At 35.1% G+C, this 12,873-nt stretch carries 13 protein-coding genes and 1 pseudogene; 5 read left to right on the top strand and 9 right to left on the bottom strand.

Annotation, left to right across the window (positions count from 1 at the left end):
- Positions 1-139 precede the first annotated feature (139 nt).
- The 4 genes from ACPYKA_RS05715 to pglZ are packed head-to-tail and all read left to right on the top strand — an operon-like array spanning position 140 to position 3,376.
- Positions 140-496 (top strand): AbrB/MazE/SpoVT family DNA-binding domain-containing protein, encoded by a 357-nt coding sequence (locus ACPYKA_RS05715; protein ID WP_479541424.1) that lies wholly within the window; start codon positions 140-142, stop codon positions 494-496.
- Positions 489-632: a hypothetical protein gene (locus tag ACPYKA_RS05710; protein WP_479541423.1), complete on the top strand. Its 144-nt coding sequence runs from the start codon at positions 489-491 to the stop codon at positions 630-632. The genes ACPYKA_RS05715 and ACPYKA_RS05710 overlap by 8 nt, the downstream gene beginning before the upstream one ends.
- Entirely contained in the window at positions 604-768 is a 165-nt protein-coding gene (locus ACPYKA_RS05705; RefSeq protein ID WP_479541432.1) for a type II toxin-antitoxin system RelE/ParE family toxin, read from the top strand. Before ACPYKA_RS05710 ends, ACPYKA_RS05705 begins: the two co-directional genes overlap by 29 nt.
- A 58-nt stretch (positions 769-826) precedes the next feature.
- Positions 827-3,376, top strand: a complete 2,550-nt coding sequence (pglZ, locus tag ACPYKA_RS05700; RefSeq protein WP_479541422.1) for a BREX-1 system phosphatase PglZ type A — start codon at positions 827-829, stop codon at positions 3,374-3,376.
- A gap of 156 nt (positions 3,377-3,532) precedes the next feature.
- On the opposite strand, the gene ACPYKA_RS05695 is transcribed toward pglZ, so the two are convergent.
- The 8 genes from ACPYKA_RS05695 to ACPYKA_RS05660 all read right to left on the bottom strand — a co-directional run bounded on the left by ACPYKA_RS05695 (position 3,533) and on the right by ACPYKA_RS05660 (position 11,485).
- Positions 3,533-5,101 carry a plasmid pRiA4b ORF-3 family protein gene (locus ACPYKA_RS05695; RefSeq protein WP_479541421.1) on the bottom strand — a complete coding sequence of 523 codons (1,569 nt, stop codon included), beginning with the start codon at positions 5,099-5,101 and terminating at the stop codon, positions 3,533-3,535.
- Between the two features lie 268 nt (positions 5,102-5,369).
- Entirely contained in the window at positions 5,370-5,567 is a 198-nt protein-coding gene (locus ACPYKA_RS05690) for a hypothetical protein (protein WP_479541420.1), read from the bottom strand.
- 49 nt (positions 5,568-5,616) lie between these two features.
- The gene (locus ACPYKA_RS05685) at positions 5,617-6,588 is read right to left on the bottom strand and encodes a C-terminal binding protein (RefSeq protein WP_479541419.1); all 972 of its coding nucleotides are present in this window, start codon (positions 6,586-6,588) and stop codon (positions 5,617-5,619) included.
- Positions 6,569-7,777 (bottom strand): aminotransferase class I/II-fold pyridoxal phosphate-dependent enzyme, encoded by a 1,209-nt coding sequence (locus tag ACPYKA_RS05680; protein ID WP_479541418.1) that lies wholly within the window; start codon positions 7,775-7,777, stop codon positions 6,569-6,571. Before ACPYKA_RS05680 ends, ACPYKA_RS05685 begins: the two co-directional genes overlap by 20 nt.
- A gap of 23 nt (positions 7,778-7,800) precedes the next feature.
- On the bottom strand, positions 7,801-9,078 hold the full coding sequence (locus ACPYKA_RS05675) for a TRAP transporter large permease (RefSeq protein ID WP_479541417.1): 1,278 nt from the start codon (positions 9,076-9,078) through the stop codon (positions 7,801-7,803).
- Positions 9,079-9,108: 30 nt separating this feature from the next.
- Positions 9,109-9,594 (bottom strand): TRAP transporter small permease, encoded by a 486-nt coding sequence (locus ACPYKA_RS05670; RefSeq protein WP_479541416.1) that lies wholly within the window; start codon positions 9,592-9,594, stop codon positions 9,109-9,111.
- A 63-nt stretch (positions 9,595-9,657) separates the two neighbouring features.
- Positions 9,658-10,692: a TRAP transporter substrate-binding protein gene (locus tag ACPYKA_RS05665; RefSeq protein ID WP_479541415.1), complete on the bottom strand. Its 1,035-nt coding sequence runs from the start codon at positions 10,690-10,692 to the stop codon at positions 9,658-9,660.
- Positions 10,693-10,723: 31 nt separating this feature from the next.
- Positions 10,724-11,485, bottom strand: a complete 762-nt coding sequence (locus tag ACPYKA_RS05660) for a dimethylarginine dimethylaminohydrolase family protein (RefSeq protein ID WP_479541414.1) — start codon at positions 11,483-11,485, stop codon at positions 10,724-10,726.
- A 360-nt stretch (positions 11,486-11,845) separates the two neighbouring features.
- Between ACPYKA_RS05660 and ACPYKA_RS05655 the strand changes: the two genes are divergently transcribed.
- Positions 11,846-12,556, top strand: coding sequence for an IclR family transcriptional regulator (locus tag ACPYKA_RS05655; protein WP_479541413.1), 711 nt, complete (start codon positions 11,846-11,848; stop codon positions 12,554-12,556).
- 95 nt (positions 12,557-12,651) lie between these two features.
- On the opposite strand, the pseudogene ACPYKA_RS05650 reads toward ACPYKA_RS05655, so the two are convergent.
- A pseudogene (locus ACPYKA_RS05650) lies at positions 12,652-12,873 on the bottom strand (amino acid degradation protein); the annotation flags it as partial.

Here is a 12,873-nt window from a genome sequence, read left to right as displayed (position 1 = left end):
ACCCCTTCTTTTTACCTCTAATATAGTATATAATAAATCCTAGATGCCCGTTTCCTAGAAATGAGAAATGGGCATCGAATTACTAAGGGAGACATATACTATGTTAGAGGTCAAATTTCCTTTAAAGGAGAATAAGAAGATGGATAATAAAGAGGTTAAGAAAATATCTGTTTCCGCAAAGCGGCAAATGACCATTCCCAAACAATTTTACGATGAATTACAAATTGCTGATGAAGTAACATGTCAAGTTATTGATGGCGCTCTTGTCATTAAACCAGTACCAGAGCCTTTAGATTTTAGTGAATTTATTTTAAACGATTTAGTTAAGGAAGGCTATGAAGGTGAAGAATTAGTTAAAGAATTTACGTATCGTAAATCGCAAATAAATGAAGCCCTACACAAAATGGTTGAAGATGCTAAAAATGATGATTATAAAACATATTCATCGCCTGAAGAACTCATTGATTCTTTAAATGATGAGGATGAAGATGAGTGATTTTCAAATTAGTTTACTTCCTAGTGCTCGCAGATATCTTAAATCTTTAAAAAAGAATCCGTCCTTACTACGAAAATATAAATTAATGATGGAAGAACTTAAGCGAGATTCTTATAAAGGGTGGGAAAGAAAATAAAGGTGATTTAGCTGGAGTTTTTACAATTGATTTTAGACATAACAAAACAACTTATGAATTAGCATATTACATTGAACAAAAGCAAGATGGTCAATGTATATTTATTATTTTAGGAGGTATTAGAAAACTTTTATAAAGAATTAAAGCGGTATCTCAAATCATTGTAATAGTGAGGTGAATGTTGCAACCGTATTTTGCAACGGTATATGAATGTTATCGATGTACAAAGCATTTTAAATGAGCTTTTTGGAGAAGAGTTAACGAATGATCGTGATCGTCATATCATATTCTGGTACGATGAAGCTGCTGAATTTATAGATGAAGTGGACAAGTTGCAACTCGATGGTGTCCGCATCTGGAAATTTTCTGACCATAATCTATTTGCAACGAAATATGAACTAGAAATAAATGATCTTACCTCCCATTTTCTTTTGTACACAAATAGTCCAAAACCAGCTCCACGTGAAGATTGGTTATTTAATTTATATAAATTAGGTTCTGAATTTACCGCAGATAAAATTACTATTTTCATGCGGAAATTAGGACTCGAAGATGATAGACTAAGACCAGTATTTATGGAATATGGGCAGTTTTTTAATAGTAATGCTAGATTTGAGAGCTTTAGAAAATATCCGCTCGATGTATACACAGAAGAAACAATAGACCTAAATGTGCTAAGTGTCTTAACACGAAGTCGTATAAATACAATGGACGAAATTTTAAAAGCCCTCTTTGCTTCTGAGCAGTCTGGTGAATCTGAAGCATGGAAGATGATTAAGAAGTTTGGTAATGAGGAAAAGTTTTGGGAACTGGTTGAGAAATATTACGGCTATACACTTGATGAAAAATCTTTACACTCCTTACTAACCTTTTTCATGATGACCTATGTTACGGAGCAAAATGTCGATTTAAATTATCCGAAAACATGGACAGAATATGTAAGTCAAAGGCCGACAAATGCGATCGTATTTATGAACCAGTGGATGAATCACCGGAAAGATCGACTGATTTTTAATACATTATCTGATCGGATTTCCAATCTAGCTAAAATAGAAATGCATATTAAAGAATGGGATATCCATGAGTTATCTTCCTTTGATGCTTTTCGAATTTTTGATGAAAGAATAATCGAATTCATTGCAGATCAACTAGCGAATAAGGTTGGGCATTTTGACGATTATGAAAACTTAATCATTAAAAGACGCAATAAACATTGGTATCCGGAATATAAAAATGAATATCATGCATTAATGCAAGCTGTGAGATTTTTTGAACTTGTGGACAAGCTTGATCAATTTATTCCAGAAGCAACAGCAACAAATATTTTTACATCATATGTTGATACATACTATCAATTGGACACGTGCTACCGAAAGTTTTATGTCTCCTACGATAATTTAACATCAAAAGAGCCGCTTAGAAATGTACGTGAACTTCTGGAGTCTACTTACACTAATTGGTTCGTTCAAGAATTGGCAGTCAAATGGGTAAGTAGCCTTGAGCGTGGAGGCGATTCATGGTTTTTACCACAAATAAAAAAGCAGTCCGAATTTTATAATGAATGGGTACAATCCTTTGTAGATAACGATCAACGTATTTTTGTCATCATCTCAGATGCACTACGCTTTGAAGTAGCAAAGGAATTAACGGAGAAGTTAAACAGTGAGCGGAAAGCATCAACTGAGTTAACAGCCGTACAAGGCGTCCTTCCATCCTATACGGCACTTGGTATGGCGAGTTTACTACCGCATAAATCATTAACATTATCCGAGGATGGAGAAGTTTTTGTAGATGGAATAAGGGCATCGAGTACAAAAAATCGCAACACTATTTTACAAAAATATGAAGCTGAATCAGTTGCTTTTACATTTGAAGAAATAAGTGCAATGGGCAGAGCCGCGTTACGTGAGGCTTGCGCTGGGTTAAAAGTAATTTATATTTATCACAATACAATTGATGCAATTGGAGATAATTCAGCAACAGAAAAGGATGTTTTTAAAGGAACTATGGCTGCTATTCAAGATATCCGTCTACTTATCAATCGACTAGTGAATAATTTAAGTGCTGCAAATATATTAATAACAGCGGATCACGGCTTTATTTACCAAAGGGATAAAGTAAATGTAAGCCTACTAACAAACCCGCAGACTGACGATAACATAATTAAGAATCGACGGTTTATATTGTCTGAGAAACGAAATAAGATCGAAGGGACACTCTCCTACCGTATGGACGAAATGTTACAAGATGCACAAACAAAATACGTCACAGTACCTAAAGGGATCAATCGTTTCCAAATACAAGGATCTGGAGCCAATTTTGTTCACGGTGGCGCAATGCTACAAGAGATTGTTATCCCAATTATTACGTTTAAAAACGACCGCAGTAAATCAAGGCTAAATGTCGTGCATCAAGTTGATGTGAGACTAACTAGTCCAACTCGCAAAATAACGAATGAGGAAATGTATCTTGAATTTTTCCAAACGCAAGCGGTGGACGAGAAAATATTACCTCTACATTTGCGGGGATATTTTGTGGATGATGATGGAGATGAAATTTCAAATGAATGTCGTATTATCGCGGATTCCGAAGCAAATGAAGCGTATGAGCGAACATGGAAAGAAAGATTTATTTTTAAATCTATTCCCTACGATCGGACGAAAAATTATTTTTTAATTCTTGAGCATGAAGATGGCACAGTCTATGAACAATATCCATTTACGATTGATATTCTTTCTAGGTAAGTAAATAATCTGAAAATTAATCTTTAACTTCGTGGATAAAATATACATTATTTTGTTAATAAAACCGGGTTTTACGAGATTTTGTATAACCAAATTGCAAACGAGCACCACTACCATGCAGGTGCTCGTTTTAAAATGTATTCTTTTCTAACCAGTCTAATTCTCTTCCATTTGTTGTGCAATTGAAGCTTGCATTTCTTCAAGAATATACCGAATTGCTGATAAATTTTCTTCCAATTCAATATTTACATTCACATGTTCGATTAAAGCAGCAAGATAAATATACGTTCGATGATCTGTTAATATTTTGTTTGGTTTTCCACCTAGTTGATCAAACATATTTAGAAACTCTTTCTGTACGCGAATTGGATTAATTTCTTCCGCATACATTTTATGTGAATAGACTATTCCCTTATCATGATCTGCTACAAAGATTGCCGATGGGAATAATGGTCGTTCTTCTGGGTCCTCCTGAATTGGAACTTCTAAATATGTTACTTTAAACTCTACTGTTATATTTAACGGTTTTTTTGTTTTTTTCATTGCTTGCTTTATTTCAAATTCTGAAGGTACATAAAATCCCCAAAAATTTTCAAAAGCCATTTCTTCTAAAATCTCTTCCATATCCAATACCATTTCATTAAAGTTCTCATAGTCACTCTTTGTATATCTCACTAATATCTTTTCGTCTGTTGGTATATGAGGCAGACGAAAGCCTTCTTTAATTCTTTCAAACATCTTGATTGATTCGGCTAACGCAAGATACATTTGCCTTACTTCATCGTGATCCATCGTCCAAGGATAAAAGCCAGGTTCAAAACTCACAAAGGATGGCCAAGCATTTTTACCACGAAAAGTCATGTCATAGGCTTTGATTAATTCATACTCCGCCTTTTCTAAGTCATTTCTATTTTCAAAACTAAGGAGTAAACTGCGTTGAAATTTAAATATTTCACTTGAATCTTTTATACCAGCGAAGGAGTCAAGTAAGGAGTACAATCCATCTGCCCCGATATATACTGCTAAACCATACATTTCATCTGCTTGTCCAAGAACACTACAAAATAAATATTCACCCGTAATTGGATCTTCAATCGCAAATATCTGCTCATCTGTCATAACTTCCCAGGGCTTTAATTGCTGAAACTCTTTTGCTTTCTCCAATGTTTTTGGCCAATGATCTTCAGACATTACCTCATCCGACATTTCCATATAACGGATTTCATCATTTATTTCAGCGATTAATTCTTCGCTATCATCATACTCAAGATCCAATTCACCCATAATAATTTCACTCCTGCTATCTTCATCAGGAGTCAGGTTTTTAGCATCAATGCATCTTGGATAAAACGCACCATCTTCTTGGTCGATTTTTTTCGTTAACACAATTTCATGTTCCCAATTATCACCAAAATCATATACATAATTCATCTTGTCTTTTACTTTTAAAAACCAGTCCGCAATTGTTTCTTCAGTATCTATGTGTTTTTCAACATCAAAAATTGACTCAAATTCTTCTGGATCATCTGGAACAATTTCAATTCCGTCAACTGATTTACCATCTCTTTTTTTAACAAAAAAAGTATATAAATGCATATCCAACCACTCAAAAGAGTTTTGAATCAGTTCGTGTAAATCATACAAACTGGCATCGCTTGAAATTTGCACATCACGCCAAACTGGTACACCTACATCTTTTAATGTAATTCTAAATTCATAAATCATATCGCCTGCACCCCTTTTTGATACGTTAATGTTACCATAAAGCATATAGTATCAGATTACCACTAATAACGACCCTTTTTTGTTCATTTTTTCTTCCAAATTCTGCAATGAATGTTTTACCTTTATTAAGCACTGTTTCTTACCGCACTGCGCTTTGAGAGATCGACCCCGCAGCTTGAGAATTCATTCGGCATGACGAACGAACCCACTAAACGTCTACTCATACTTTAAAACTGGCATCCGCCAATCGACAGATGCCAGTTTTAAATCACACTACTAATTCTGTTTTTACATATAATTTTTCTATCACCTTTTGTAATACGTGCGGTGTATAAACAAATGCACTTTCTTTATGGAGGTGTTCTGTTAATTTATGTGCATCTTTTCCAAATGGCCCAATATTTAAAACGGGGGCTTGAAGTTTTTGCATGTCTTCAAACGGGATACTGTATACATCCTTCCACATAGGAATGTTGTTCATATAAAATTCTTGATAGCAATTATGATATAGTAAATCAATTTACGATATACAGTGGCTTCTTATTTCTAATTACATTAATTGCATTTTCTGCAGTTTTAGTTTGCATTTCCTCAACCGATTCTATTGAATAGTATGCGGCATGTGGGGTAACAATAATTTCGTCCATCGTAAATAGTTCATGTTTATTGTTCGGAGATTCAAATAAAAACACATCCAAACCTGCCCCGGAGAGATGCTCTTCCTTAAGTAACTGAACTAGAGCATCTTCATCAATGATTCCTCCACGACATGTATTTACAATCATTGCATGTTTCGGTAATTTTCGCATATTTGCCTCATTTAATAAATTACTAGTTTCATTTGTTAATGGAACATGTAAACTAATTAAATTCGACCTTTCAAACAATTCTTCCAATGAAACAGAAACAACCTTTTTTTCTCTGAAAACATTCTCATCAACATATTGATCATGGGCAATGATTGTAAAACCGAATGGATTTAACCGGTCAGCCACTTTCTGGGCGATTTTTCCGAATCCGAGTAAGCCAATCGTCGTGTTTTGAAAACGATGTAATGGTTTTACGCTAATTGAATTCCAATTTCCAGATTTAAGGTTCTTATTATAATCCTTAACTCTGCGAAGTAACATAAGAATGAGCGATAGTGTGTGATCTGCCACCTCATCACTACAATAATCAGGCAAGTTGCAAACAGTGATATTTCTTTTTTTTGCTGCTTCGATATCAATATGATTAAACCCTGTACCAAAAGACAATATCGCTTTGCATTTAGTAAGTTGTTCGATAAATGTCTCATCAACAGAAATACTAGCTTCCGCAACGACTACATCAGCATTTTCACCAAATAGTTCAAGATCTTTTTCCCATGTTTCCTCTGTGGACAAAAGAAAATCTATATTATTCGCTTTATATATTTCGATTTCTTTTGAATGATCTAGACCAGCAATATCCACGATCCAGACCTTTTTACCCTCTGTTGATTGCATCAACTCCGCTCCTCTCATTTTCTGTTTGTATTTTTGAGAGGAAATGTTCAATGCCATCCAAGCCTTTCTCCAATTGCTTATAAGATTGTGCATAGGAAATCCGGATGTACCCTTCCCCATCTTTAGAAAATGCTCTACCCGGGATGACCGCAACATTTTCCTCTTCCAACAATCGATCGACGAATTCCATTGATGAAAGCCCAGTCTTCTTAATAGAAGGGAAAATGTAAAATGCGCCTTGCGGACGAATCACATCCAACCCCATCTTCACGAGACGATCATACACATAATCTCTTCTCTTTTTATAATCATCTTTCATCTCCTGCACTTTGTCGTCACTTTCCTGCTCATTTTCAAGCGCTGTAACTGCAGCATACTGACTAATGGAGGTAGCACAAACAGTAATGAATGATTTGATTTTATAAAATTCTTCAATTAAATAGTTAGGCGCAAACGCAAAACCGATCCTCCAACCTGTCATTGCATGTGATTTTGAAACTCCATTTATGACGATTGTTTGATCTCTAACCTTATCAATGGCTCCTATTGAAAAATGCTTTTCTTCAAAATTTAACTCACTATATATTTCATCCGCAACGATAAAGATTTCTTTTTCCGCAAGAAGGTCGGCAATCTCCATCACCTCAGATTTTGTAAGGAGTGAACCCATTGGATTGTTCGGATACGGAAGTACAATTGCTCGCGTTTTTTCTGTAATATGTTTTTCAATGAGATCTGCCGTCAATTTAAATTCATTTTCCGTCGTATTAACATAAACGGACACCCCGTTACACATTTGAACTAAAGGCTCATATCCTACGTACACCGGTGTCGGGATAATGACCTCAGATCCTTCACTCAATATTGTTCTGAACGTAATATCCAACGCCTCACTTGCTCCGACAGTCACAATGGCTTCTTTATGAGGGTCATAGTTCAATTGATAGTGCCGTTTCATATAGTTACAAGCAGCTTCTCTTAGCTCCAGCAAACCTGCCGTTTCCGTGTAATCTGTATGGTTGTCTTTAATCGCTTGGATACCGGCTTCCTTGATATATTTAGGCGTATGAAAATTAGGCTGACCGAAAGTTAGATTAATCACATCTGGAGAACGATCAACTTTATTAGCAATTTTTCGTATGCCAGACATTTCAATATTCAGTACATTTTTGTTCAATAAATGTCTCATCTCTATCTATCCTCTCTAAAACATCAATTCGTAAATAATAGTGATAAAGTTGGAATATACGTTACAAGAAGTAAAGCTATAATCATAGCAAATATCATCGGCACCATCGACTTGAACATTTTCTCAATCGGAGTTTTACCAACAGACGACGCAATAAATAAATTGACTCCAAACGGTGGTGTAATGAATCCAAGTGCTAAGTTCATTACCATAATAACACCGAAATGAATTGGATCGACACCAATCGCAGTCGTGATCGGTAGTAAAATCGGTGTCAACATCGCCAAAGCTGGAATGGTATCAACAAATGCCCCAACAATGAGTAAAAATAAATTAATCAGCAATAGAATGATAATTTCATTTGATGTCAAAGATGTGATGAAATTAGCAATTTTCATAGGGATCTGTTCAGTAGAAATCAAATAGGCAAATGCAATCGAAGTTCCGATCATATACATCGTTGCACCTGTTAATTTGATCGTTTCAATCAATCCTTCATGAATTTCTTTCCAGTTTAAATCTTTGTGTACAAATGTACCAATGATGAAGGAATAGATAATTGCAATAACTGCCGCTTCTGTAGGAGTAAAAATACCACCATAAATTCCTCCTAAAATAATGATTGGAGCCAGTAATGCCCACTTCGCATCATAAATCGCTTTCAACAATGCTTTGAAAGAATAGTCTGTTTCATCCACAATAATTTCTTTGCCGTCTTTTTTAATAGTAAAATAAGAAACGATCATTAATACAACACCAATCAATAATCCTGGAATAATACCTGCTTTAAATAATTCTCCAATTGATGCCCCACTAATCACTCCATATAAAATAAACGGAATACTTGGTGGAATCAAAACACCAATACTCCCTGCAGCTGCCGTCAAAGCCGATGCGAACCCGCTATCGTAATTTCTTTTTTTCATCTCCGGTATCATAAAAGAACCGATTGCCGCAACGGTCGCTGGTCCCGAACCAGATAATGCTGCAAAGAAAGTACAAGCAACGATTGTCACCATTGCAAGACCACCCATCATCCAACCAACGAGTTGATTAGCTAACGTTAAAATACGTTGCGAGATACCTCCTCTTCCCATCAACAAACCTGCCAACATAAAAAATGGAATTGCAAGTAAAGGGAATGAATCTAAGGAGGTGAATAGTTTTTGTATAAGCATCGACATATTAATAGAATCGGATAAAAATATAGTTAACATAGAAGCAATTCCAATGGCTATACCAATCGGTACACTTAAAATTACCAGTAATAGAAGGCTTCCGAATAAAATTATCATAGTCATAACGATGTCTCCTTAGTTAGATTACAAACATTAATTTGGTAGACTTTCATTATCAGTAATAACGAAATAGACTTGTTGGATCAAACGAATAATCATCAATACCCCACCGATTGGAATAATTAAATAGACCACCCACATTGGAATCCCTAACGTGGACGTTTTTTGGCCCATCATTTGAAGTGATAACACTACTTCGGTTCCAACAAAGGCCATTACAAAAGCGAATGCAGACCAAACAATGATGACAAATAGCTCGGTTATTTTCTTTGCTCTTCGCGAAAACCTGTCCACTAATAATGTAATTCGTATATGTTCTTGCTTTCTAATCGCATAGCTTGCACTGATCCAAGTAATCCAAATTAGTAAATAGCGCGATAACTCGGAACTCCAGCCGACCGGGACATTAAAAACATAGCGGGAAACTACTTGAAGGAAAACCAATAAAATAATGAAAATAAAACTAAGGATTAGTAACCATTCTTCGAGCTTCACATCAAGCCATTGTTTCAGTTTCAACGTCATTCCTCCTTGTTTTTTTATTAGAAAAGGGAAGCAAGACAGCTTCCCCAATGACAAATATTACTCATTAGCACTTTTTGCCAATTCAATTAAGTCTTCTCCCACAATATCAGCAAACTCGTCATAAACTGGTTGAACTGCCTCAATAAATTTTTTTCGTTCTTCTTCACTGATTTCATTGATTTCAATTGACTCTTCTAATTCTTGACGAATTGTATCCTCTGCTTGATCAACCAATTCATAATATTCCGCTTCCGTATTTGAGCTCGCTGTCATAACCACATCTTGTAAATCCTCTGGAAGCTCATTGAACTTTTCTGCACTCATAAGAAAAATCAAGCCAGAGTATTGATGCCCGGTTAATGACATATAAGGTTGCACTTCGTCAAATTTACCGGAATCAATCATAGCGAATGGTCCATCCATCCCATCGTAAATGTTTTGTTGAAGCGCACTATATAATTCACCGTATGCCAATGGTGAAGCGTTTGCATCAAGTGCATTAAATAGTGCTTCTTGTATTTCTGATTCTTGAACCCGTATTTTCAAACCTTTCATATCCTCGAGGGTTTCAATCGGGTGTTTACTGTTAAGTACATGACGAAAACCATCATAACCATATCCAAGGGCTTTTAAATTAATATCTTCCAGTCCTTTGGAAAGTTCTTCCCCCAATTCGCCTGCTAAGGCTGCTCGAGGAACTTCACGATCTTTAAAAATAAACGGTAAATCAAGCACATAAAAACGTTTATCAAAATTCCCTAGTGAAGGAGTCCCGACTAAACTCATTTCAATATTATTAAGCTGTAACGCCTCAATCAACTCACGGTCTGAAGCATATAATTCGCCATTAGGAAAAATTTGTACTTCTATTCTTCCGTTAGACTCTTTTTCCACCTCTTCTTTAAAACTCTCTGCTGCAATATGGGCTGGGTTATCCGTTGATACAATGTGAGGTAAGCGGATCAAATATTCCGCATCACCGGATGATGCAGCGCTTTCTTCCGTCCCTTTTCCCTTACTATCATCTGAGCATGCCGCGAGCAGCACCATCAAGGAAATAATACCAAAAATAAATAGACTTCTTTTCCTCACTTCAATTTCCTCCTTTTTATATGATTGCTCATTAAAATCGTAATGATAAACAACTTAAGCCGCCATCATGTTTTTGAAACTCAGACATTGGTACTTCAATCGTTTTAAATCCTGCTTTTTGTATGTTGGCAATTGTCTTCGTAAAACCTTCTGGAACAATAACGTAATCATTAACACGGATACAGTTGGAAGCATACTCTTCCTCTTTTGGAACAATTACTTTTTTATATTCATTGAAAATCGGATGATCGATGAATTCACCACCAACGACGACGGTATTATTCCCTAAATAAGAAATACCTGTTTTTAAATGAAAGAATTCTTCCAATTCCACGATCGTTGCTTCATACCCATACTGTTCGACAATCTCTTTAAATTGCTCAGCACCTAGGCGATTTGTACGATCAGATAAACCAATATAAAATTTTTTCTCAATTTGTAAAACATCCCCACCATCGACATATCCAGGTGATTCAATATAATGGACGGTATCATAAAACTTCTTTAATTCGGGCTCAATTTCTTTTGTTTCCTCGTTACGTGACTCGGCACCGGGATTACAAATAATTGCGAAATCTTTCGTTAGTACCGCAGTATCTTCAACAAACGTGGAGTCCGGGAACGCTTCATTTGCTGGTAATTCCGTAATTTGTACATCACATTTTATTAATGCTTTAATATATGCATTATGTTGTTGTATCAAGAGTTCATAATCCGGGATTCCTAAATCACTTGTCGTAAGTCCGTTAATATAACTTTTCCCTGGTTTTTTTACAATAATATTTTTGAACACTTTTCTTTCCCCCTAATGATGAATTGAAATCGCTTTCCATTTAAGTTTTCCATTTACCGGAAAAGATTTCTGTTTAATGGTAGTTTTATTATATTCTACTCTAAATAATTTGTCAATTTAAATTTTTAGTCTTTTTCCTCTCTTAAACTCCGTTAAATTGTTATGATTAAATAGACTCTTTTTAAGTTAAATTAATTACTCTGATAATATAGAAAATAGGTTTTTATTTTGACAAGAAAATTTCATAGTTCTATACATTTTTATTTTTTAAGTAGATAATCATAACTAAATACGTTATTCTCTATAAAGATAGTATTTTAACTGCGCTCTGTTATTTCGTTTTTGGGGAGTTGATTTATTTTGCAATCTATTGATAGAATTATGAAAATTGTTGATGTTTTTATTTCAACGGAACCTATTCCATATTTATCCATCACTGAACTATCTAACCGATGCGATCTACCCGTAAGCTCATTGCATCGTATTCTACATGCAATGATGAAACATAAAATGATTAAGCAGGATAAAGAAAGAAAGCTATATACCTTGGGATCTGTCTGGCTCGAGTATGGATTAAAAGTCTATGACACAATGGATTATATCAGCCATATCCGACCAGAGCTTGAAAGTTTAATGCGAACTGTTAATTCAAGTGTTTATTTAAGTCGCCCAGAGTCCGGGGAATCTATTATTATCGAACGAATTGATTGTGTAAGCCAAACAATTCGCACCTATGATAAACTTGGGTTGCGCATCCCTTATGATAAAGGAATTGCAAATTTAGCTATGTTAGCAAACATGTCAGCAGAAGATAAAAAGAACGTTGAAAAATTAGACTGGTCAAAATTGGATGAGCAACTAGAAAAAATAAAAGAACAGGGTTATGCTTTTGGCGAGGATGAATGGAGTAAGAATGTTGTAACAATAGCAACGCCAATTTTAAACCATTATGGTAAGTTAGTCGGAGCTATAAGTGTTAAACTGGCAAAATCAAGTGAACAAAATGCATATGAGGCTGTTATTAAAGAGCTAGTAGACACTGGAAATAGAGTTTCTTGGAAAATGGACTAACCTTAAAATAAATTGCAGTGTTTTTGAATATTCTAAGAAATTCCTCATTATTTCATATGGAAAAGAGCATCTTTTTTTGGATGCTCTTTTCTTCTTTATACTTCCAATTTATTTTTCACAAAAAGACTTTTAATAACTTTTTTTAGCACATATGGCGTGTAAACAAATGCACTTTCTTTATGGAGGCGTTCTGTTAATTTATGTGCATCTTTTCCAAATGGACCAATATTTAATACGGGTGCTTGAAGTTTTTGCATGTCTTCAAACGGGATACTGTATACATCTCCCCATACAGGTGTATTATTCATATATGCTTT

Origin of the sequence: Pseudogracilibacillus amylolyticus (SeqCode) (genome assembly GCF_051918545.1) — a bacterium.
Lineage (GTDB): Bacteria > Bacillota > Bacilli > Bacillales > Amphibacillaceae > Pseudogracilibacillus.
This window is presented reverse-complemented; position numbering and strand designations above follow the sequence as displayed.

What these genes read in the sequence shown, in the direction of transcription:
- ACPYKA_RS05690 (WP_479541420.1), bottom strand. Translation starts at nt 5,567, where the DNA reads ATGTGGAAGGATGTATACAGTATCCCGTTTGAAGACATGCAAAAACTT.
- ACPYKA_RS05695 (WP_479541421.1), bottom strand. Translation starts at nt 5,101, where the DNA reads ATGATTTATGAATTTAGAATTACATTAAAAGATGTAGGTGTACCAGTT.
- ACPYKA_RS05715 (WP_479541424.1), top strand. Translation starts at nt 140, where the DNA reads ATGGATAATAAAGAGGTTAAGAAAATATCTGTTTCCGCAAAGCGGCAA.
- ACPYKA_RS05675 (WP_479541417.1), bottom strand. Translation starts at nt 9,078, where the DNA reads ATGACTATGATAATTTTATTCGGAAGCCTTCTATTACTGGTAATTTTA.
- ACPYKA_RS05710 (WP_479541423.1), top strand. Translation starts at nt 489, where the DNA reads ATGAGTGATTTTCAAATTAGTTTACTTCCTAGTGCTCGCAGATATCTT.
- ACPYKA_RS05685 (WP_479541419.1), bottom strand. Translation starts at nt 6,588, where the DNA reads ATGCAATCAACAGAGGGTAAAAAGGTCTGGATCGTGGATATTGCTGGT.
- ACPYKA_RS05680 (WP_479541418.1), bottom strand. Translation starts at nt 7,777, where the DNA reads ATGAGACATTTATTGAACAAAAATGTACTGAATATTGAAATGTCTGGC.